The 19,739-nt window shown below is 65.8% G+C and carries 21 protein-coding genes; 7 read left to right on the top strand and 14 right to left on the bottom strand.

Features of this window, described 5'->3' with window-relative positions; translation table 11 throughout:
• Positions 1 to 16 precede the first annotated feature (16 nt).
• On the top strand, positions 17 to 469 hold the full coding sequence (locus BM031_RS00890; protein ID WP_091869823.1) for a GNAT family N-acetyltransferase: 453 nt from the start codon (positions 17 to 19) through the stop codon (positions 467 to 469).
• Between the two features lie 7 nt (positions 470 to 476).
• Here the strand turns inward: BM031_RS00890 and BM031_RS00885 are convergent, their stop codons facing one another.
• From BM031_RS00885 to BM031_RS00875, 3 genes are all read right to left on the bottom strand, one after another.
• Positions 477 to 2,540 (bottom strand): HAF repeat/PEP-CTERM domain-containing protein, encoded by a 2,064-nt coding sequence (locus BM031_RS00885; protein WP_091869820.1) that lies wholly within the window; start codon positions 2,538 to 2,540, stop codon positions 477 to 479.
• Between the two features lie 519 nt (positions 2,541 to 3,059).
• The gene (locus BM031_RS00880) at positions 3,060 to 3,500 is read right to left on the bottom strand and encodes an FKBP-type peptidyl-prolyl cis-trans isomerase (RefSeq protein WP_091869817.1); all 441 of its coding nucleotides are present in this window, start codon (positions 3,498 to 3,500) and stop codon (positions 3,060 to 3,062) included.
• Between the two features lie 106 nt (positions 3,501 to 3,606).
• Positions 3,607 to 5,484 carry a potassium transporter Kup gene (locus tag BM031_RS00875; RefSeq protein ID WP_091869814.1) on the bottom strand — a complete coding sequence of 626 codons (1,878 nt, stop codon included), beginning with the start codon at positions 5,482 to 5,484 and terminating at the stop codon, positions 3,607 to 3,609.
• A 179-nt stretch (positions 5,485 to 5,663) separates the two neighbouring features.
• Between BM031_RS00875 and rarD the strand changes: the two genes are divergently transcribed.
• From rarD to BM031_RS00860, 3 genes are all read left to right on the top strand, one after another.
• The gene (gene rarD / locus BM031_RS00870) at positions 5,664 to 6,542 is read left to right on the top strand and encodes an EamA family transporter RarD (protein ID WP_091869811.1); all 879 of its coding nucleotides are present in this window, start codon (positions 5,664 to 5,666) and stop codon (positions 6,540 to 6,542) included.
• Positions 6,543 to 6,607: 65 nt separating this feature from the next.
• Positions 6,608 to 8,275: an energy-dependent translational throttle protein EttA gene (gene ettA, locus BM031_RS00865; RefSeq protein ID WP_091869808.1), complete on the top strand. Its 1,668-nt coding sequence runs from the start codon at positions 6,608 to 6,610 to the stop codon at positions 8,273 to 8,275.
• A gap of 156 nt (positions 8,276 to 8,431) precedes the next feature.
• Positions 8,432 to 8,965 (top strand): REP-associated tyrosine transposase, encoded by a 534-nt coding sequence (locus BM031_RS00860; protein ID WP_091869805.1) that lies wholly within the window; start codon positions 8,432 to 8,434, stop codon positions 8,963 to 8,965.
• A 207-nt stretch (positions 8,966 to 9,172) separates the two neighbouring features.
• Here BM031_RS00860 and BM031_RS00855 read toward each other — a convergent pair whose 3' ends face one another.
• A complete protein-coding gene (locus BM031_RS00855; protein WP_091869802.1) occupies positions 9,173 to 9,745 on the bottom strand; it encodes an outer membrane beta-barrel protein in 573 nt (190 codons plus the stop codon).
• Between the two features lie 172 nt (positions 9,746 to 9,917).
• Positions 9,918 to 10,484 (bottom strand): alpha-ketoglutarate-dependent dioxygenase AlkB family protein, encoded by a 567-nt coding sequence (locus BM031_RS00850; RefSeq protein WP_307185062.1) that lies wholly within the window; start codon positions 10,482 to 10,484, stop codon positions 9,918 to 9,920.
• An 82-nt stretch (positions 10,485 to 10,566) separates the two neighbouring features.
• Between BM031_RS00850 and BM031_RS00845 the strand changes: the two genes are divergently transcribed.
• Positions 10,567 to 11,154, top strand: a complete 588-nt coding sequence (locus BM031_RS00845) for a putative pterin-binding protein (RefSeq protein WP_091869797.1) — start codon at positions 10,567 to 10,569, stop codon at positions 11,152 to 11,154.
• On the opposite strand, the gene BM031_RS00840 is transcribed toward BM031_RS00845, so the two are convergent.
• From BM031_RS00840 to BM031_RS00810, 7 genes are all read right to left on the bottom strand, one after another.
• A complete protein-coding gene (locus BM031_RS00840) occupies positions 11,145 to 11,507 on the bottom strand; it encodes a hypothetical protein (protein WP_091869794.1) in 363 nt (120 codons plus the stop codon). The two genes, BM031_RS00845 and BM031_RS00840, sit on opposite strands and share 10 nt — an antisense overlap.
• Positions 11,508 to 11,646: 139 nt before the next feature.
• Positions 11,647 to 12,024: an MAPEG family protein gene (locus BM031_RS00835; RefSeq protein WP_091869791.1), complete on the bottom strand. Its 378-nt coding sequence runs from the start codon at positions 12,022 to 12,024 to the stop codon at positions 11,647 to 11,649.
• Between the two features lie 27 nt (positions 12,025 to 12,051).
• On the bottom strand, positions 12,052 to 12,882 hold the full coding sequence (locus BM031_RS00830) for a Rossmann-like and DUF2520 domain-containing protein (protein WP_091869788.1): 831 nt from the start codon (positions 12,880 to 12,882) through the stop codon (positions 12,052 to 12,054).
• Position 12,883: 1 nt separating this feature from the next.
• Entirely contained in the window at positions 12,884 to 13,462 is a 579-nt protein-coding gene (locus BM031_RS00825) for a DUF924 family protein (protein WP_091869785.1), read from the bottom strand.
• A gap of 41 nt (positions 13,463 to 13,503) precedes the next feature.
• Positions 13,504 to 14,247, bottom strand: a complete 744-nt coding sequence (locus BM031_RS00820) for an MgtC/SapB family protein (protein ID WP_091869782.1) — start codon at positions 14,245 to 14,247, stop codon at positions 13,504 to 13,506.
• Between the two features lie 9 nt (positions 14,248 to 14,256).
• Positions 14,257 to 14,523, bottom strand: coding sequence for a hypothetical protein (locus BM031_RS00815; RefSeq protein ID WP_091869779.1), 267 nt, complete (start codon positions 14,521 to 14,523; stop codon positions 14,257 to 14,259).
• Positions 14,523 to 16,337: an aminopeptidase P family protein gene (locus BM031_RS00810; protein WP_091870356.1), complete on the bottom strand. Its 1,815-nt coding sequence runs from the start codon at positions 16,335 to 16,337 to the stop codon at positions 14,523 to 14,525. Before BM031_RS00810 ends, BM031_RS00815 begins: the two co-directional genes overlap by 1 nt.
• A 169-nt stretch (positions 16,338 to 16,506) precedes the next feature.
• On the opposite strand from BM031_RS00810, the gene BM031_RS00805 reads away from it, so the two are divergent.
• Both BM031_RS00805 and BM031_RS00800 read left to right on the top strand, forming a co-directional pair.
• Positions 16,507 to 16,857 (top strand): MmcQ/YjbR family DNA-binding protein, encoded by a 351-nt coding sequence (locus BM031_RS00805; RefSeq protein WP_091869776.1) that lies wholly within the window; start codon positions 16,507 to 16,509, stop codon positions 16,855 to 16,857.
• Between the two features lie 97 nt (positions 16,858 to 16,954).
• Positions 16,955 to 17,581, top strand: a complete 627-nt coding sequence (locus BM031_RS00800; RefSeq protein WP_091869773.1) for a hypoxanthine-guanine phosphoribosyltransferase — start codon at positions 16,955 to 16,957, stop codon at positions 17,579 to 17,581.
• 207 nt (positions 17,582 to 17,788) lie between these two features.
• Here the strand turns inward: BM031_RS00800 and BM031_RS00795 are convergent, their stop codons facing one another.
• Both BM031_RS00795 and BM031_RS00790 read right to left on the bottom strand, forming a co-directional pair.
• Entirely contained in the window at positions 17,789 to 18,745 is a 957-nt protein-coding gene (locus tag BM031_RS00795; RefSeq protein WP_091869770.1) for an NAD(P)H-dependent flavin oxidoreductase, read from the bottom strand.
• A gap of 82 nt (positions 18,746 to 18,827) precedes the next feature.
• The gene (locus tag BM031_RS00790) at positions 18,828 to 19,739 is read right to left on the bottom strand and encodes an MBL fold metallo-hydrolase (protein ID WP_091869767.1); all 912 of its coding nucleotides are present in this window, start codon (positions 19,737 to 19,739) and stop codon (positions 18,828 to 18,830) included.

The raw sequence follows: 19,739 nt of genomic DNA, 5'->3' as shown, positions 1-19,739 counted from the left end.
TACCGCTAAAACCACCATGATCGACTGGCAGTTCTCCCCGTTTGACGCGCTCACTCCCGCCGACCTGTACGAAGTCCTGGCCCAGCGCCAGCAGGTCTTCATCCTGGAACAAAGCTGCCTGTATCCGGACATCGACGGCCTCGACCCGGTGGCCCACCACCTCCTTGGCTGGCGCACGCTGGAGGGCAAGCGCCAGCTGGTCGCCTACCTGCGCGTGCTCGGCCCCGGCGTGAAGTACGACGAGATGTCGCTGGGCCGCGTCATCACGACCCAGGCTGCGCGCGGCAGCGGCGCCGGACGCGCGCTGCTGGCGCGCGGCATCGCATGCGCCGAGGCCCTGTACCCGGGCCACCGCATCCGCATCGGCGCCCAGCAATACCTCGAGAAGTTCTACCAGAGCTTCGGCTTCGAAACCGTCTCCGCGCCTTACGACGAAGACGGCATCCAGCACATCGACATGCTGCGCTGATATCGGCTCAAGGCACCGGGTCGAGCCGCAGGTACAGGCAGTCTTCCAGGCTGCAGGCTTGCGCCAGCACCTGCCCCGCATCGTTGACGTCGCGCGCCGACACCAGCAGCCAGCCGGCCGGCATCGTGGCCCGCGTATTCAAATCGAGCATGGCGCCGCCGGCATAGCCGAAGGCGCGCTGCTCGATCCCATCGGGCGTACTGACGGTGGATTCGCCCACGACGATGCCGGCGTTGTTGATGCCGAGGGCGCTGGAATAATCGCCGCCGAGGGTGCCGATATCCTGCATGACGCCGCCCGCATACAGGAAGGCGTGAACCCGCGGATTGTCGAACTCGTCGACTTCTGCAATCCATGAGAACCCGGCCACCTGCCCCGCGTCGTTGATGTCGCTGGCGCTGCTGTTGCGGCCGCCCAGCGTGCCGAGGTTGCGCATCGCCTTATCCTTGTAGACAAAGGCGCGGAAGTTCGGCTCGGGGATGGCGTCGCCCGTGACCGCGGCGGTGCCGGCCACCTGGCCGCTGCGGTTGATGGCGGTGGCGTCGCTCCAGTCGCCGCCGAAGCTGGGGATCATGCGCAGCACGCCACCCGCCAGCACGTAGCCGCGCGAGCGCTCGCCCACGCCCCAGTAGCTGCGGCCGGCGATGGCCCCCAGGTCGTTGATCGCGATCGCGAAGCTCGAGTGCCACAGCCCCTGGCGGCCGACATTGCGCACCCCGCCCGCCGCGAACACATACGAATCGCCTGCCCATCCGCCCGCCATCTGGCCGCGGTTGTCGAGGGCGAACGCGAAGGAACCCGGGGCTGCGGCCGTGTATTCGGTCAGCACACCGCTGTCCCACAGCGCCGCCGCATTGGCGGTGAGGCCGGCGACCTGGCCGCGCGCGTTGATGGCAGTGGCGGTGAACCCGGCCGGCAGGAAGCTGGGCGTATAGCTTGGCAGCGCCTGCGCCGATGCGAGCAGGGGCGCGGCCAGCACCGGCGCCACGATCCACAGGGTGCGCTTGCGCGCGCGCCACAGCAGCAGCACCACGCCGCCGGCCAGCATGGCCCAGGCGCCGGGTTCGGGCACCGCCGCAATCAGGTCGAGCCGCACCGCGCGGCATTCCGCCAGCGACGCGTTGCAGGCCTGGGCCAGGATCTGGCCGGCGTCGTTGACGTCCAGTGCCGACACCAGGGTCCAGCCGGCGGTGGGCCCCACCAGCGTGTTCAGGTCGGCCATGCCGCTGGCGCCGTAGACAAAGGCGTGATAGTCGAAACCGTCAGGGCCGCCGATGTCGGACAGCCCCACCACCGTGCCCGCGTTATTGATGCCGTTGGCGCGGCCGGCGCTGCCGCCCAGCGAACCGAGGTCGCTCATGCGCGCTTGGCCGGGTGAGAACAGGAAGGGCCGCTCGCCGGACCCGCCGGCCAGTTCCGACCAGCCGGCGACGAAGCCGGCGTCGTTGATGTCGTTCGCTTCGCTGATGCGCCCGCCGAGGGTGCCGAGGTCGAGCAGCGTGCCGTCGCGGTAGACGGCGGCATGGCGGTCCGGGTCGAACCAGGCCTCCGTGGGAAAGCCGGCGAAACCGGCCAGGTCGCCGCCGGCATTGATGGCGTTGGCCACGCTCAGGGCGCCGCCGAAATTGCCCATCTCGGTGAACACGCCGCCGCTGTAGCGAAAGCCCGTGTGCTCGCCGAAACCCAGGCGCCCGGTGCCGGAGACCTGGCCCGCATCGTTGATGCCGGTGGCCCAGGTGGCCAGCGGCGTGGGCAGCGCGAAGGTCTGGAGGCCGCCGTCGGCGTACACGAAAGCGCTGGCGCCGACGCGCCCGGCGATGGCGCCGGCGCTGTTGATGGCCAGGCCTTCGCTGCCCGGCAGCAGCGACGCAAGATAGGTCGTGGACGTGGTCGACCAGACCGCCGCGCCGCCGCGCGCGCTGCCGACCACCTGGCCGTTCTGGGCCAGGGCCGCGGCGCTGAAGTCGCCGGGCAGGAAAGTGAGGGTGTAGAGCGGGTCAGCGAGCGCGCAGGGTGCCGCCGCCAGCAGCGGCAGCAACAATAGCGCTGAGAAAAACTTGCTGAGGGACATGGTCGATCCTTGGCTTGTTAGCAGAATCTTAACGATGTCGCAAACGGGGCGATGGCATGCTGCGCCAGCTCAGCGGTGCACGCAGCACTAGCTGCGCGGCTGCATGGCGAGCCTGCCTGCCATGCAGATGACCAGTCCGGCGAGCAACAGCCAACCGTCAGGATCAGCCTGGGCCGGGGGTGCGGGGAGGCAGTGCGGGATGGGGGCGGGGCAGGCGTGTTCGCAGTGCCTCACCGCTTGGACAGGAGAAGAGAACGCGAACGGCGGAAGAAGGAGTAGATGGAGAGATCGCATGGCGCGTGGGCTGGGTGGTCGGGACCAGCAGCTTCGGTCATGCGGCCCGCCCAGCATGTGCGCCACGTCAGGCGTGCGCGCAAAAAAGCGCAGCCATTCGATGGCCGTCGACTCTCGCTGTACCAATTTTTTCGTTAACGCAAAAACGTCGTTCCGCGAAGGCGGGAACGACGTTCTGAATTTAACTCTTGGAACTGCGCTGCGGCGTTGCTGCCGCCCGGCGTCTTATTCGACCTTGTTCAGAATGATCTCGAACACCAGCCCGGCATTGCCCGGCACGCCACTGGTGCCGCCCGAACCGTAGCCCAGGCTCGATGGCACTTCGATGGTGCGCTTGCCGCCGACCTTCATGCCGGTGACGCCCTGCTCGAAGCCAGGGATCACGGCATTGGTGCCGAGCTTGAACGAGAAGGTGTTCGATTCCAGGCGGGTGCCCTTGTGGTCGGCGGTCGCGGCGCTGTACAGCCACAGGGTGTAGGTCACGTTGGCGGTCTTGCCGGAGACGGCTTCGGCGCCGGTGCCGAGGGTGTTGTCGGTCTTGACCAAGGCGGCCGGGTTGTTGGCGTTCACCGGTGCGCTGCCGCCGGAATCGCCACTGCCGCCGCCGCAGGCGGTGAGGCTCAGGATGGCAACGAAGGCGGCGATCAGGGGAAACTTCAGCTTCATGGGGGTCCTTAAGGGAGATGCGAAATTGTTTATATGACGAAACAACGCACCTTACCTCAGGCAAATATCACTGTGTGTCCACCCTTTGTATTTTTTTGTAAAAGCGTCAGATTTCCACCTGCGTGCCCAGCTCGATCACCCGGTTCGGCGGGATCTGGTAGTAGTCGGCCGCCGCGCGGGCGTTGCGCGACATCATCACGTACAGGTGCTCGCGCCACGGCGCCATGCCGCCGCCCGGGGCCGAGATCACGGTCTGGCGCGCGATGAAGAAGGAGGTTTCCATCATCTCGAAGTGCAGCCCCAGGCCGCCGCACTGGCGCAGGATGCCCGGGATGTCCGGTTCGTCCTTGAAGCCATAGCGCACATTGAGCTGGTAGCAGTTGTGGCCCAGTTCGGCGATCTCCACCTGTTCTTCCACCGCTACCCATGGTTCTTCGATGATATGGACCGTCAGGAAAACGACGCGTTCATGCAACACTTTGTTGTGCGAGAGGTTGTGCAGCAGGGCGTGCGGCACGCCGTCGCTTTCGCCGCGCAGGAACAGCGCGGTGCCCGGCACCCGCGCCGGCGGCGCCACGAACAGCGATTCCATGAAGGCTTCCAGCGGGATCGCGTGCTTTTCCAGGTTCTCGAACACCAGTTCGCGGCCGCGCTTCCAGGTCAGCATCAGGGTCAGCAGCACGGTGCCCAGCAGCAGCGGGAACCAGCCGCCGTGCAGCAGTTTCAGCGTGGTCGACGAGAACAGCATGACGTCGATCACCAGGAAGAAGCCGGTCGCCAGCAGGCACAGGCCCAGGGGCAGCTGCCAGCGGTAGCGGGTGACGAAGAAGGTGAGGATGGTGGTGGCCATCATGGTGGCGGTGACCGCGATGCCGTAGGCGCCGGCCAGCTCGTCCGAGGAACCGAAGCCCACCACGGCGATGAGCACCACCGCCAGCTGCACCCAGTTCACCGCCGGGATGTAGATCTGGCCGATCTCGCTTTCCGAGGTGTGCAGGATGCGCATGCGCGGCAGCAGGCCGAGCGCGATGGCTTGCTTGGTCATCGAGTAGGTGCCCGAGATGGTGGCCTGCGAGGCGATGACGGCCGCCATGGTCGACAGGATCACCAGCGGGAACACGCTCCAGGTGCCGAGCTGGTGGAAGAAGGGGTTGTCGACCGCGTCCGGCTGCATGATGAGCAGGCCGCCCTGGCCCAGGTAGTTCAGCGCCAGCGCCGGGAAGGCGATCGAGAACCAGGCCAGTCGGATCGGCTTGGGGCCGAAGTGGCCCATGTCGGCGTACAGGGCTTCGGCGCCGGTCATGGCCAGCACCACGGCGCCCAGCGCGACGAAGGCCAGCAGCTTGTTCTCCAGCATGAAGTGCAGCGCGTGCCAGGGATTCAGGGCATGCAGGATCACCGGCGACTCGATGATGTTGATCACGCCCATCACGGCCAGGGCCAGGAACCAGACCAGCATGATGGGCCCGAAGAAGCGCCCGATGCCGGCCGTGCCATGGCTTTGCACGCTGTACAGGAGCACCAGCACCACCACCGCCAGCGGCACCACATAGTGCGACATGCCGGGGGCGGCCACTTCCAGGCCTTCGATCGCGCCCAGCACCGAGATCGCCGGGGTGATCACGCTGTCGCCGTAGAACATGGTGGCGCCCAGCACGCCGATGACCAGCAGCGGGAAATGCCAGCGCGAATGCTTGGTGACCGAATTGGTGGCCAGCGCCATCAGCGCCATGATCCCGCCCTCGCCGCGGTTGTCGGCGCGCAGCACCAGCGTGACGTACTTGAGCGAGACGACCACCGTCAGGCTCCAGAAGATCAGCGAGATGATGCCGAGGATGTTGGGGGTGGTGAGCGGGAGGCCATGCTCTTCGTCGAAGACGGCGCGCAGGGTATAGAGGGGGCTGGTGCCGATATCGCCGTAGACGATGCCGACCGCGGCCAGGGTCAGCGCCGCGACGCTGCTTTTCTTATTTTCGGAACTCAAGATTCCACCATTGTTCTGTGTTGGTGCGCCGCACCATAAAATAACGACAAGAAAATTGCAAGAAGATTCGTCTTGCATGATACGCCACGGATGCGCACTTTCCTGACTCTGGCGTGCGCCAGCAAGGACCGGGCGCTTGGGGGATAATGCCAGCTCTGCAATCGCCTCCCTCCTTCCCCATGCGTTCCGGTATTCTCTCCGCCGCCCTGGCCTTCCTGTGCTGGGGCCTGTTCCCTATTTATTTCCACGCCCTCGGCGAGGTGCCGCCAATGCAGATCCTGGCGCACCGGGTGCTGTGGTCGCTTGCCTTCCTGCTGGTGGTGCTGGCCGTGCGGCGCCAGTGGAACTGGCTGGCCCTGGTGCGCCAGCCGCGCGTGTTCTGGAGTTTCGTTGCCTCCGCCTTCCTGTTGTCGGCCAACTGGCTGGTGTACATCTGGGCGGTGAACAATGGCCATGTCATCGAAGCCAGCCTCGGCTACTTCATCAATCCACTGGTCAACATCATGTTCGGCTACCTGCTGCTGAAGGAGCGCATGCGCCCGGCCCAGTGGGCCGCGATCGGCATCGCCGCGCTGGGCGTCGGCTGGCTCACCTGGCAGTCGGGCTCGGTGCCCTGGATCGCGCTGTTCCTGGCGGCTTCCTTCGGTGGCTATGGCCTGCTGCGCAAGACTGCGGCGCTCGGCGCGCTCGAAGGCCTGTCGTTCGAGACGATGGTGCTGTTCCCGTTCGCCGCCGGCTACATCGGCTGGCTGACGCTGCAGGGCGCGAACGTGTTCGTCACCTCGCCGTCGGACACCACGCGCCTGCTGCTGGTCGCGGCCGGTCCCATCACGGCCATCCCGCTGCTGCTGTTCGCCACCGGCGCGCGCAAGATCCCGCTGTCGATCCTGGGTCTGCTGCAATACCTGTCGCCGACCATCCAGTTCGCGCTGGGCGTGTGGCTGTTCCACGAAGCCTTCAGCAGCGACCGCATGGTGGGCTTCCTGATGATCTGGGCTGCGCTGGCGCTGTTCGCGGGCGAAGGGCTGTGGCGCAGCCGGGCAAGCAAAAAGACCTGAGCGTGACTGCGCCTGATACGAGAAAACCTGTATCCTGTGCACCTTAAACAACACCAGAGTAAAGCATGGCCAATTACGTCTATACCATGAACCGCGTGGGCAAAATCGTCCCACCAAAACGCCAGATCCTCAAGGATATCAACCTGTCCTTCTTCCCGGGCGCCAAGATCGGCGTGCTGGGCCTGAACGGCTCGGGCAAGTCGTCCCTGCTGAAAATCATGGCAGGCCTGGACACCGACATCCAGGGCGAAGCCCGCCCGATGCCGGGCCTGAACATCGGCTACCTGCCGCAGGAACCCCAGCTCGATCCGGAAAAGAACGTGCGCCAGGAGGTCGAATCGGGCCTGGGCGAAGCGTTTGAAGCGCAAGCCAAGCTGGAAGCCGTGTACGCCGCCTATGCCGAGGAAGACGCCGACTTCGACGCCCTCGCCAAGGAGCAGGAACGGCTGGAAGCGATCATCTCGTCGTCCGACGGCGGCAACCTGAACCTGCAACTGGAAATGGCTGCCGACGCGCTGCGCCTGCCGCCGTGGGATGCGAAAATCGGCGTGCTGTCGGGCGGTGAAAAGCGCCGTGTGGCGCTGTGCAAGCTGCTGCTGAGCAAGCCCGACATGCTGCTGCTCGACGAGCCGACCAACCACCTGGACGCCGAATCGGTCGAGTGGCTGGAGCAATTCCTGCTGCGCTTCCCGGGCACCGTGGTCGCCATCACCCACGATCGCTACTTCCTCGACAACGCCGCCGAATGGATCCTGGAACTGGACCGTGGTGCAGGCATCCCATGGAAGGGCAATTACTCGTCCTGGCTGGACCAGAAGCAGGCACGCCTGAAGCAGGAAGAGTCGACCGAATCGGCACGCCAGAAGGCGCTGAAGACCGAGCTGGAATGGTCGCGCCAGAATCCGAAGGCGCGCCAGGCCAAGTCGAAGGCCCGTCTCGCCCGCTTCAACGAGCTGAGCGAATACGAATACCAGAAGCGCAACGAGACCCAGGAGATCTTCATCCCCGTGGCCGAACGCCTGGGCAATGACGTCATCGAGTTCAAGAACGTCTCGAAGGCCTTCGGCGACCGCCTGCTGCTCGACAATGTCTCCTTCACGGTGCCGCCAGGCGCGATCGTCGGCATCATCGGCCCGAACGGCGCCGGTAAGTCGACCCTGTTCAAGATGATCACGGGCAAGGAACAGCCGGACAGCGGCGAAGTCGCGATCGGCAAGACCGCACGCATTTCGCTGGTCGACCAGCACCGCGACGAACTGGCCAACAACAAGACCGTGTTCGAGGACGTGACCAATGGCGCCGACATGCTCAGCGTCGGCCGCTTCGAAATGCCGTCGCGCGCCTACCTCGGCCGCTTCAACTTCAAGGGCTCGGACCAGACCAAGGTCGTCGGCAACCTGTCCGGTGGCGAACGCGGCCGCCTGCACCTGGCCAAGACCCTGCTGCAAGGCGGCAACGTCCTGCTGCTCGATGAACCGTCGAACGACCTCGACGTGGAAACCCTGCGCGCGCTGGAAGACGCCCTGCTCGAGTTCGCCGGCAGCGTGATGGTGATCTCCCACGATCGCTGGTTCCTGGACCGTATCGCGACCCACATCCTGGCCTTCGAAGGCAATTCGCAAGTCACCTTCTTCGACGGTAACTACCAGGAATACGAAGCGGACAAGAAGAAACGTCTCGGCGAAGAAGGCGCCAAGCCGAAGCGGATCCGCTACAAGCCGCTCACGACCTAAGCTTTTGTTTCGTAAAGGAAAACCCGGCAATGCCGGGTTTTTTTATTTGCGGAAACGGAACGGGGTGTGATCAAAGTCATGCGTAAAATCTTCGCCGACGAGGCCACCTGGCCCCGATGTCCGCTGCCGCCAGCGGGGCACGGATTGACGAAGCCTATGACTGACTACCGCAACAACCGCGTCCCGGGCGGGACCTTCTTCTTCACCGTGCGCCTGCTCGAACGTGGCGGCACTTTGCTGACCGACCATATCTCCGCCTTCGGCGAAGCCATGCGCCTGGCACGTGTCCGCAAACCCTTCCACGTCGATGCCTGGGTGGTCATGCCCGACCATGCCCACGCCATGTGGACGCTGCCGCCAGGCGACCATGACTGCTCGAGCCGCTGGCGCGCCGTCAAGATCGCCTTTTCCAAGGCGCTGCGCAAGGCCGCCGTGCCGGATGCAAACGACGGCGCCATCTGGGAACGCCACTACCAGCACTACCGGGTCGGCGACGACGACGAATACGCCGCCCTGGTCGACTATACCCACCTCGACGCCGTGCGCCACGGCTACTGCAGCCACCCGCGCGACTGGCCCTGGTCCTCGCTGCACCGCTTCGTCAACGCCGGCCACGCCATGCCGGTGCCGCAACTGATCGTCCCGCCCTGGGTCCACCGCCCGCAATCGCAGGGCTTCGCCCGTCTGTAAACAAACACAACTTCGGGGTCAGGTCTGACATTTGGACACGAGCTCTGCCGTAATCGGCAAATTGATGCCGCACGTCTAGTGAAAACGAGCATAAACAAGCGGTTTGTCGATTATAAGGATGAGGCCGTGTCCAAATGTCAGACCTGACCCCGAAGTATAGAAATTGAAAAAGGCCCCGCAGGGCCTTTGGTCGTACGGTGCTCGCGCTTAGAAAGCGTATTTTGCGCCGACGGTCCAGACGTCGGCTTTTGCGCCGAAGTCCTTGCTCTTGCCGTAGCGTTCGTACTCGGCGATGAGGGAAACGTTCTGGTTCAGGTTGTACTGGGCGCCGAGTGCGCCATAGGCTTCGGTTTTGCTGTGGCTCATGTTTTGGGCCGAATTCAGCGCGACCAGTTCGCTCTTGTTACGCGCGGCGCCCAGCTTGGTGTAGACCGAAAACTGTTCGTTCACGGGCATGGTGGCCTTGGCTGCCAGGTAGACCGAATGACCGTCGGTTTCGCCACGGGTGTTCACGCCGGCGGTGGTGTAGTTGACGTCAGCCTTGCGGAAGTCGGTGTAGCCCGCTTCGACGCCCCAGGTCTGGTTGAAGTCGTAGCCGCCGAAGATCTTGCCGGAGGCTTTGTAGCCTTCGGTGTCGATATTGGTGGCGCCGGAGCGCTTGAATTCATGGTCGGCACTTGCTACGCCGACGCCGACATACGCGCGCGGGGCAGTGGTTTGGGCCTGGGCCGCCGACATGGCGGCTGCGGATGCGATCAGAGCAACGATGAGCTTTTTCATGCGTGAATCCTTTACTTGTCTGGCTCGTGATTCCGGGTGAATCGCGATAGGTCCAAGATAGCACTCACACAACTTTAAAACCGTCCAAATCCCGTAAGAACTGTAAGCAGTTGTAACTTAATGACTCAAAAGTTAGATATTTTCCTGGAAGATACCGAAAGTAGCGAACGCATTAGTCGATGTTGCGAAAAGTTAGGTTAAGGCGCGCACCGACCGGCTTGCTCGTCTTGTTAATCCCATGCATCCAGTAGGCCTGTAGGGCGCCGCCCATGAACAGCAGGCTGCCATCGGTCAGCGGCAACTTCAGGGTTTCCTTGCTGTCCTTGTGGCGCAGGATAAACGTCCGCATTGCGCCGAAACTGACCGAGGCGATGGCGGGTTCTGGGCCCAGCTCGGGTTCGTTATCGCTGTGCATGCCCATGCTGTCGCTGCCATCGCGGTAATAGTTCATGAGCACGCTGTTATAGCGCCGGCCCGTGGCTTTTTCTGCGGCAAGTCGGATGGTATCGAGCAGGGGCGTGAACGGCAGTGGCGCCAGGCTCAGGCCCGAGTAGCGATAGGCCTTGTCGCCATGCCAGGCGCTCAGGCGCGGCTGCAGGTGGCGCTTGCCGTAGACGACGACGGTTTCTGCGCGCCAACTGGTTTCACTAAGCAAGCGCGACAGCACCACATCGTTGGGCCAGGGCAGCGCGAGTTGCGCACAAAATGCCAGCTCGCCGTCACGGATCGGGATCGGCAAGAGCGCTGGGGCTGAGCTAAATAAATCCATTGTGCAATTTTCTGGCTATGATGCTGGCTTCCGGTCACCACGGCATTTTCGCATGGACAAACGTCACTTCCTCGGCGCGGCGCTGGCCGCCAGCAGCTTGCCTGCCGTCGCGGCAAAGCCTGCCGGCGCACCAGGTGGCCCCGCCCTGCTGACCATTACCGGCGCCATCGGGCGCAGCAACCGCGGCCCCCTCGATCCGGTACGCGACCAGATGATGTTCAAGCACAAGCTGGCATTTTCGCGCGGGTTTGCACTGGATTTCGCGACGATCGCAGCCTTGCCGGCGCTCAGCATCCGGCCGACGCTGGAATACGACAGCCAGCCGCACACCCTGCGCGGTCCGCTGCTGGACGAGGTGCTGGGATTGGCCGGAGCGCGGCCTGCCGACAGCGCCACAGTGCTATTGCGCGCGGTGGATGGCTATGCCGCCGCCGTCCCGATGGGCCAGCTGCGTGCGTGGAAACTGATCGTGGCGACCCACCTCGATGGCCAGGCGATGGCCTTGGGCGGGCTTGGACCACTGTGGGGAATCTACGAGGCGGACCGCGTGCCGGACATGGCGGCGCGGCCGGTCAATCAGCGCTTCGGGGCTTGCCCGTGGGCGCTGTATCACATCGAGATCGGCCGGGATCAGGCGTAGGCTTCTGCCAGGCTCATCACGCGTGGCGCCACGGTGATGCCAACGTTGCCGAACAGCGATTCGATCGCGGCCAGGTTGGCCGTGCACTCTTCCGCTTTCCAGCCGTTGAACAGGTCGGTCCCATCCTTCTGGAAGTGCAGGTCGAGGACCTTGCCCTTGTCCTTGTGGATATAGTTCTGCTGGTGGGTATTCTTGAAACCAAGTTCGGCCAGGCCTGCCAGCACCGATTGCGGCTGGTTGTCCGGGTCGGTCGCGAGGAAGACACCGAAAGTCTTGCCCGGGGGCTTTGCGGCGACATCGACTTCGTAGATGCCCGGGGCCTTGGTGACGCTGGTGCTCTTCAGGAACAGCATGTTCTCTCCTTCTCCTGTTGCCCGCGCGCGCAAGCGCGAGCTTGGGTCAGCGTGCGCGGCGGGCGGATCGGTTGTGTACAACGTCCTAGCTTATTGCCGACTGGGAACTTTGTCGATGTTTGTCTGCGCTTTTTTCGCTTTAGCGCAGTAACAGGCCCCAAACAGTGCCGCCAATTAACAACGCACACGCCAGCATCCCTGCAATAAAGCCAACTTCGCGCGCCGCCGGGTCGCGGTAATAGCCCAGGGCATAGGCGATGCGGCCCGCGCACCACAGCATGCCGCCAGCCGCCGCCCACAGGTCGCCCAGGAACCAGGCGCACATCCACAGCGGCACCAGCAGCAGCGGCAACTGTTCGAGCGTGTTGGCCTGCACCCGCTGGCTGCGCTGGAATGCGGGCGGGCCGTCCATCGAAGGCGCCGGGATGTTGTGGCGGATGCGCGAGCGGCCGGCGTTCACGCCGGTCCAGAAATAGACGCCGAGTGCGGCCAGCGTGGCCCAGGCGGTGAAGAACATAGGAACTCCAGGAGAAAAAAAAGACGTTCAGGATGCGCCGTGCTTGCGCCGCGCGAGATCCGCGGTCGGGGCTACCAGTGCTTCGTACAGCTGCCCGGTGGGCGCATCCCAGCCCGTGACCGCGGCGTGCTGGCGCGCGACGGTAGCGACATCGCCGCGCGCCACCGGGCCGCTGAGCGCCGCTTCTGGACCGAGGCGGAACACATTGGCCAGCGCCTCGGTGGCCAGCGGCCGCGCCAGTTCGCGGGCCACAGCCGGCGACACCCCGGCGGCCTGGTAAGCGCGCAGCGCCGCGTCCACCACCGTCACCAGGTAGTTCGACGCGAACACCGCGGCCGCGTGGTAGACGGTCTTGGCGGCCGGATCGATGCGCACCAGGCGCGCGCCGGCCGCCTCGAAAGCGGGTTCGAGCAGCGCCAGGGCCCCGGGGTCGCCTTCGATGCCGCAAAAGGTGCCCGCAAAATCCGCGGCCACCGCGGCCGGGTCGGCGAAGCTGCGCACCGGGTGCACGCTGGCGACGAGGGCGCCGGCATCGATCGCCGGCTGCAGTTCGCTGGACGCCTTGGCGCCGCTGCAGTGGAACACCACGGCGCCAGCCAGCGGCTGCGCGCCGGCCAGCGCGGCGCACACCGGGCCGATCTGGTCGTCGCCCACAGCCAGCATCCATACCTGCGCGGGGCGCATGTGGGCAAGCCCGGCGCAGGCGTGGCCGGCGCCGATGACATCGACCGCTGCCTGCGCGCTGGCTGCCGAGCGAGCCCCGACGTCCTGCAGCGCAAAGGCGCCGCTGGCGGCGAACACCCGTCCCAGCGCCCGGCCCACATGGCCGGCGCCGACCAGGTTCAGCGTCGCGGCCACGTCAGAAGCCGGCGCCGGGCAGTGCCAGGTAGGCCAGTTCTTCCGGGCTGGAGGCGCGGCCGAGGATGACGTTACGGTGCGGGAAACGGCCGAAACGGGCGATCACGCCGCGGTGGCGGTGCGCATAGTCGAGGGCCTCGTTGAAGCCTTCGTGTTCACTGGCCAGTTCGGTAAACAGCGTGACCGCCTGCTCCTGCATGCGCGCGTCTTCCGCGTGCTCGAAGGGCATGTAGACGAACTGGCGCTCGACCGGCAGCAGCGCCACGTGCTCGCCCGATTCCACCAGCTGCTGCGCGGCGAGCAGGGCCAGCGTGTCGCCGGCGAAGGATTCCGGCTTGCCGCGATAGGCGTTGCGGGTGAACTGGTCGAGCACGATGAGGCGCGCCAGCGTGCCGCGGGGCCCTAGCTCGTCCCACTCGCGCAGCCCGCCCGCTACCGCCTGCGCGATCAGGACCTCGAAGCGCTCGCGCAGCATGCTGTCGAAGGCCTCGTCCTTGCGGAACCATTCGATGCGCTGTTGGCCGTGGCCCTCGGCGCCAGCGGGCAGGAACCAGAAATCGAGAACGTCTTGTGCTTGCATGGAAAACCCCGTCGTGGATTGGATGTGTTCTTGGTTTTTATTCAGTTGCGTGCATGCGAGAGCTGGAAGGCTTCCAGTCCCTCGAATGCGGCCAACTCGTCGGCCAGCTCGGACAGCGACACCCCGCTCTTGCGCGACAGCGCCAGCGCCACGAAGCGCCATTCCTGGCGCCCTTCGTCGCTGCTGATGGTGAGCGAGCTGCCGGCGATCTCATAGCCACGCTCCAGCGCGGCCGCGCGCAGCAGCTCTTCGCGCGGCAGCACCTGCGGCTTGAAGCGCATGCGCACCGCCACCGCGTGGCGCGAGGGCAGCAGGGTCTCCAGCCGGTTCAGGTAGATCATGATCATGGCCGAGAAGAAGGCCAGGCCCATCGCCGCCAGGTAGAAGCCGACGCCGACCAGGATGCCGATGGCGGACGACGCCCAGATCGACGCTGCCGTGGTCAGGCCGCTGATATTGAAGCCATCGCGCATGATCACGCCGGCGCCGAGGAAGCCGATGCCGGTGACGATGCCCTGGATGATGCGGGTCGGATCGACCGGCGCCAGGATGGTGTTGTGGCCGCCGTACCAGAAGTCCGGGTAGCCGGCCAGGATGGTCAGCGCGGCCGAGGCCATGCACACCAGGCCATAGGTGCGCATGCCGGCCGCGCGGCCATGGTAGGCGCGCTCGTAGCCCACCAGCAGGCCGAGCGCCAGCGCGCCGGCCAGGTGCGCCAGGATCAGGGCATTGGCGTAGATTTCGCGTTCGGACCAGTACGCGTTAACGAGGTCGGTGGGCAGCATGCGCTCCTGTTACTCCGCCGGCTTCTTGCGAACCAGCTGTTTTTCAAACTTCTCGTCGTTCTTGCTGATGCGGCGCACTTCCTGCGGGCCGAGGCCGTTGACGAAGGCGACGAAATCATCGAGTTCGAGCGGCGGGTTGAGCGCCGGTGCGCCGGGTGCTTCCGACAGGAAGAACAGGCCGTCGGCGGTGCGCGCCATCGAGTAGGCGAGGTTACCGGTGCGCCGCTTCAGGCGGTCGACTGCCGCGCTGGCGCGGGTGGAGCGGGCGCTGGCCATCAGAACACCTCCGTGCGCTGCAGGAGCCAGTCGCGCGCGGCGCCGCTTACCAAGGGCTCCAGGCGCGCACGCACCATCGCATGGTAGGCATTGAGCCAGGCCAGTTCGTCCTCGCGCAGCAGCGCGCGTTCGATCGGGCGGGTGTCGATCGGGCACAGGGTCAGGGTTTCGAAGCCCAGGTATTCGCCGAACTCGGTGGTGTCGACCAGCTGGTTCAGCACCAGGTTCTCGATCCGGATGCCCCAGCGCCCGGGGCGGTAGATGCCCGGCTCGATCGAGGTGATCATGCCCGGCTCCATGGCGGTGTGCGGGTCCGGCGGCACGCTCGGCGAAATCGTCTGCGGGCCTTCGTGCACGTTGAGGAAGTAGCCGACGCCGTGGCCGGTGCCGTGGCCGTAGTCGATGCCGGCGGCCCAGATCGGGGCGCGTGCGATCGCGTCGAGCATCGGCGCGCGGGTGCCGCGCGGGAAGCGGGTACTGGAGAGGTTGATCAGGCCCTTGAGCACCAGCGTGTAGTCGCGCTTCTGCGCGCTCGATGGGGCGCCGACCGGGATCACGCGGGTGATGTCGGTGGTGCCGCCCAGGTACTGGCCGCCGGAGTCGATCAGCAGCAGGCCGTCGCCTTCGATGACGGCGCAGCTTTCCTGGGCTGCGCGGTAGTGCATGATCGCGCCATTGGCATTGAAGCCGGCGATGGTCGAGAAGCTCGGGCTGACGAAATGCGGGCGCCGCGCACGCGCCGCCGTGATGTAGGTGTCGATCGCCACTTCATCCAGCGGCGCGCGGGCGGCGTCCTGCAGCAGGGGTTCGAGCATCGCAAAGAATTCGCACAGCGCCGCGCCATCCTGCTCCATCGCGGCGCGCACATTGACCGCTTCCGCTTCGCCCTTGCGCGACTTGGCGAAGGTGGTCGGGTTGATCGCTTCGACCACGTTCACGCCCTGGGCCACGGCGGCGCGCATGCCGGCGGTGACGCGGCGCGGGTCGAGCAGCAAGGTAGCGCCATCGGGCAGCGCCGACAGCGCGGTAGCAGCGTTCGCATACGGCGCCAGGTGCACGCCGTCGGCTTCCAGGCGCTCGCGCACCTCAGGCGGCACCTTGCCTTCGCCGACGAACAGGGTGGCGTCGGCGCGCCCGATCAGTGCGTGCGCCAGGAATACCGGGTTGAAGCTCACGTCCGCGCCGCGCAGGTTGAACAGGTAAGCGATGTCGTCGAGCGTGGAAATGAAGTGAAAGCCTGCGCCGACATGCTCCATGGCGGCGCGGGTCGCGGCCAGCTTGTCATGGCGGCTCACGGTGGCGTACGGCGCCACGTGCTCGTACACGGCGTCGCCAGGCAGCGCCGGACGCTCCTGCCAGACTTCGTCGAGCAGGTCGACATCAAGGCGCAGCGTAATGCGGCGCGCCGCCAGCGCGTCCTGCAGCATGCGCGCACCGGCCAGGCCGAGCACGCGCGCATCCACCGCGACGCTCTGGCCGGGCGACAGGTTTGCCGCCAGCCAGTCGATGTGCATCTGGCTGGCCGCGCCCGGGATCTTCATCAGCGCGATCTCGCTGCCGGCCAGTTCGGTCTCGGCCTGGGTGAAGTAACGGCCATCGGTCCACACGCCGGCGAAGCCCGCGGTGGCAATGAAGGTGCCGACCGAACCCGTGAAGCCGGACAGCCACTCCCTGCCCTTCCAGTGGCCGGGCAGGTATTCCGACAGGTGCGGATCGCTCGACGGCAGGACATAGGCATCGATGCCGGCGCGCGCCATCGCGCTGCGCAGGGAGGCCAGGCGCGCGGCGCGGGCACGTTCGAATTCAGTGGACATGGCTTGGTCGTTCAGGTTGTTATCCAAGCCACGTATGATACGCCGCAATGCGCTCGTCTGGCGCGTCGCATTATTGCGCCAGGACATCAAACCCTTGCCAAGGCGATACAATGCGCACGAGGATCAACAAGCATCCCGGCGCAATGTACGCCGGGCACAGGAGACAGACATGGATTTCGACGCCGCCAAGGCCTTGTGCCGCAGCTTCCCCGGCTGCACCGAGGACACCAAATGGGACCACGACACCGTCTTTTCGGTCGGCGCCAAGATGTTCGCCGTGACCAACAAGGACGGCTCGTCGAAGGGCTTTAGCCTGAAGGCCGACGACGCGCGCTTCCTCGAACTGACCGACCGGCCCGGCATCATTCCGGCGCCCTACCTGGCGCGCGCCAAGTGGGTGTTCGTGACGCCGGACGCCGAGCTCGACGACGCCGAATTTTCCGCGCTGCTGCGCCGCTCGTACGAGCTGGTGTTTGCCAAGCTGACCCGCAAGCTGCAGCGCGAGATCGCCGGCGAATGACGCACTCGATTCGTCCCATTCCAACCGGAACGCGGCTGCGCACCCGTATGGCGCATAATCGGCCTGCGACTCCTTTAGACCTGAACAATTGAGCGACATGCAAGACTACCATCATGACCGCGCCCGCGCGCTACTGGCCAACGCCACCGAGATCGTCACCCCTGCGGAAGTCCAGGCCGCCGTGGCGCGCGTCGCCGCGCAGCTGAACGAACGTTTCGGCAACCCGACCGACAAGGCCTTCCCGCTGGTGCTGGGCGTGATGGGCGGTGCCGTCGTCTTCACCGGCAACCTGCTGCCCCAGCTCGACTTCCCGCTCGAGTTCGACTATATCCACGTCAGCCGCTACGGCGACGCCGACCAGGGCGGCGAAATCGTGTGGAAGGTCATCCCGCGCCAGAACGTCGCCGGCCGCACCATCGTGGTCCTGGACGACATCCTGGACGAAGGCGAAACCCTGGCCCACGTGAAGCAGCGCCTGCTGGACATGGGCGCGGCCGAAGTGGTGATCGTGGTCTTCGCCGACAAGGACATCAAGCGCGCCAAGCCGATCAAGGCCGACCTGATCGGGCTGACCCTGCCGAACGAGTTCGTGGTGGGCTTCGGGATGGACGTGTACAACTACTGGCGCAATTTGCCGGGGCTGTGGTCGATCAGCCAGGAGGATCTGAGCGCCGCGGAACCGGCGCCGGAGTTTCCGACGCCGGATGCGAAGCGGCTGGAGTGAGAAGCGAAGGGGCGGGGTTGAACGTCACGACGCACGCGCCACCAGCATTTCCACCAAACTAAACCAACGTCGTACCGGCGAAGGCCGGTACCCAAGTTCGTTGCGCACACGCGGCGCTTCGCGAATGCGTTCGCGGTTTGCGTAAAAATTAGGCGGGGCAATGCCAGTGGCATTGTCCCGGCCTTCGCCGGTACGACGGTTTTCAGGCTAACGCAGCGCCAGGCGCGCCCGTGCCGCCTCATACTCCCCCTTCAAGCGCTCCACCATCTCCGCCACCGTCGGCACATCCTCCATCAAGCCCACGCCCTGCCCCGCGCCCCAGATATCGCGCCACGCCTTCGCGCTGCCCGAGCCAAAACTCATCTTGCTCTTGTCCGATTCCGGCAAATTCTCCGGATCCAGCCCCGCCGCGACGATCGATTTTTTCAAATAATTGCCGTGCACGCCCGTGAACAGGTTGGTGTACACCACGTCCGCCGCGCTCGATTCGACGATGGCGTCGCGGTAGTCGTCGCTGACGTTCGATTCCTTCGTGGCCAGCCAGCGCGAGCCGATGTACGCAAAATCCGCCCCCATCGCCTGCGCCGCCAGGATCGCGTCGCCAGTGGCGATCGCGCCCGACAGCGCCAGCGGCCCCTTGAAGAACTTGCGCACTTCGCCCACCAGCGCAAACGGCGACAGCGCACCGGCATGGCCGCCGGCGCCGGCCGCCACCAAAATCAGGCCATCCACCCCCGCTTCCAGCGCCTTCTGCGCGTGGCGGATCGAGACCACGTCGTGCAGCACGATGCCGCCGTAGGCGTGCACGGCGTCGAGCATCTCTTTCGGCGGTGCGCGCAGCGAGGAGATGATGATCGGGACCTGGTGCTTCACGCACACCTCGACGTCATGCGCCAGGCGGTCGTTCGACTGGTGCACGATCTGGTTGACGGCGATCGGGCCGACCCTGGCGCCCGGGTTGGCGGCCTGATAGTCGGCCAGTTCGCGCTGCAGGTCCGTCAGCCAGGTGTCGAGCAGCTCGGCCGGGCGCGCATTGAGCGCGGGGAAGGAGCCGACGATGCCGGCCTTGCACTGGGCCGCCACCAGCGCGGGACCGCTGGCGATGAACATCGGCGAGGCGATGACGGGAAGGGACAGGTGTTGCAGCGCGGGTGGCAGCGTCATGGAAGGCTCTCGGTTGTCGGTTGATCAAACAGCTCGGGACATTATGCCGTGAAAAAAGAACGATCGTGCTAGATTCTCGCCTCTAAACGTCGGCCAGCAGCGCGCCGTCGATGCGGGCGGCGCCGGCGCGCACCAGGGCGGCGCTCGCCCATTGTGCCAGCTCGGCCGGGCTGCGGTTGAGCAGGCCGGTACGCATCCGCTCGACCAGCGGGATGGCTGCCAGCAGGCCGGGCAAGGCTTCCAGCGCCAGCACGCGCCGCTCCAGCAGCAGGAATTTCAACAGCACCTTGACCGCGTTCTCGGCGTTGCGCAGCGGGTCGGCGGACAGCCAGGCCAACCGGGTGCGGGCCCGCGCCAGGGCTTGTTCCACGTCGCCGAACACCGCGCCATGCCCCGGGATCACCACGCGCGCATCGAGCGAGGCGATCAGCGCCAGGGTCGCGGCCACCTCGTCGAAACCCGGTTCGCCCACCAGTTCCGGGAACACCACGCCGAAGCCGTTTTCCCACAGCGCGTCGCCGGAAATGAGGATGCCTTCGGCTTCGCAGAACAACAGCAGCGCGTGCGGGTCGTGGCCGGGCGCCGCCAGCACCTGCCAGCGCAGCTCGCCCAGGTCCAGCAGGTCGCCCGGCGCCAGCGTGGCATCAAAACCGAAGCGCGCGCACTGCTGGCCGGTGGCGCGGTAGCTCAGTGCCTCCTCGTCCCACGCGGCGACCCTGGCCGCTTCCATGGCCGGAATCGCGGTGTGGCAGCCGTAGGCTTGCTGCAGCAGCGCGTTGCCGCCGCAGTGGTCGGAATGCAGGTGGGTGTTGAGCAGGCGTTCGAGCGGGCGGCCGGCCAGGGCCTGGCGCACCAGCGCCAGCGTTTGCGGTGCGTGGGTCGCGTAGCCGCTGTCGACCAGTGCCGTGCCTTTGCTGCCGCTGAACAGGATGTTGTTGGACGACAGCCAGCCGCGCTCGAACACCTGCATCGACGGCGGCAGGCGCAGGTCCAT

It is taken from the genome of Massilia yuzhufengensis (assembly GCF_900112225.1).
Lineage (GTDB): Bacteria > Pseudomonadota > Gammaproteobacteria > Burkholderiales > Burkholderiaceae_D > Telluria > Telluria yuzhufengensis.
The sequence above is the reverse complement of the archived record's forward strand: the minus strand, read 5'-3'. Positions and strand labels throughout refer to the sequence as shown.

Excerpts from the sequence above, each read along its gene's own strand:
- BM031_RS00890 (WP_091869823.1), top strand. The coding sequence starts at position 17 with ATGATCGACTGGCAGTTCTCCCCGTTTGACGCGCTCACTCCCGCCGAC.
- BM031_RS00885 (WP_091869820.1), bottom strand. The coding sequence starts at position 2,540 with ATGTCCCTCAGCAAGTTTTTCTCAGCGCTATTGTTGCTGCCGCTGCTG.
- BM031_RS00880 (WP_091869817.1), bottom strand. The coding sequence starts at position 3,500 with ATGAAGCTGAAGTTTCCCCTGATCGCCGCCTTCGTTGCCATCCTGAGC.
- rarD (WP_091869811.1), top strand. The coding sequence starts at position 5,664 with ATGCGTTCCGGTATTCTCTCCGCCGCCCTGGCCTTCCTGTGCTGGGGC.
- ettA (WP_091869808.1), top strand. The coding sequence starts at position 6,608 with ATGGCCAATTACGTCTATACCATGAACCGCGTGGGCAAAATCGTCCCA.
- BM031_RS00860 (WP_091869805.1), top strand. The coding sequence starts at position 8,432 with ATGACTGACTACCGCAACAACCGCGTCCCGGGCGGGACCTTCTTCTTC.
- BM031_RS00855 (WP_091869802.1), bottom strand. The coding sequence starts at position 9,745 with ATGAAAAAGCTCATCGTTGCTCTGATCGCATCCGCAGCCGCCATGTCG.
- BM031_RS00845 (WP_091869797.1), top strand. The coding sequence starts at position 10,567 with ATGGACAAACGTCACTTCCTCGGCGCGGCGCTGGCCGCCAGCAGCTTG.
- BM031_RS00840 (WP_091869794.1), bottom strand. The coding sequence starts at position 11,507 with ATGCTGTTCCTGAAGAGCACCAGCGTCACCAAGGCCCCGGGCATCTAC.
- BM031_RS00835 (WP_091869791.1), bottom strand. The coding sequence starts at position 12,024 with ATGTTCTTCACCGCCTGGGCCACGCTGGCCGCACTCGGCGTCTATTTC.
- BM031_RS00825 (WP_091869785.1), bottom strand. The coding sequence starts at position 13,462 with ATGCAAGCACAAGACGTTCTCGATTTCTGGTTCCTGCCCGCTGGCGCC.
- BM031_RS00820 (WP_091869782.1), bottom strand. The coding sequence starts at position 14,247 with ATGCTGCCCACCGACCTCGTTAACGCGTACTGGTCCGAACGCGAAATC.
- BM031_RS00815 (WP_091869779.1), bottom strand. The coding sequence starts at position 14,523 with ATGGCCAGCGCCCGCTCCACCCGCGCCAGCGCGGCAGTCGACCGCCTG.
- BM031_RS00810 (WP_091870356.1), bottom strand. The coding sequence starts at position 16,337 with ATGTCCACTGAATTCGAACGTGCCCGCGCCGCGCGCCTGGCCTCCCTG.
- BM031_RS00805 (WP_091869776.1), top strand. The coding sequence starts at position 16,507 with ATGGATTTCGACGCCGCCAAGGCCTTGTGCCGCAGCTTCCCCGGCTGC.
- BM031_RS00800 (WP_091869773.1), top strand. The coding sequence starts at position 16,955 with ATGCAAGACTACCATCATGACCGCGCCCGCGCGCTACTGGCCAACGCC.
- BM031_RS00795 (WP_091869770.1), bottom strand. The coding sequence starts at position 18,745 with ATGACGCTGCCACCCGCGCTGCAACACCTGTCCCTTCCCGTCATCGCC.
- BM031_RS00790 (WP_091869767.1), bottom strand. The coding sequence starts at position 19,739 with ATGGACCTGCGCCTGCCGCCGTCGATGCAGGTGTTCGAGCGCGGCTGG.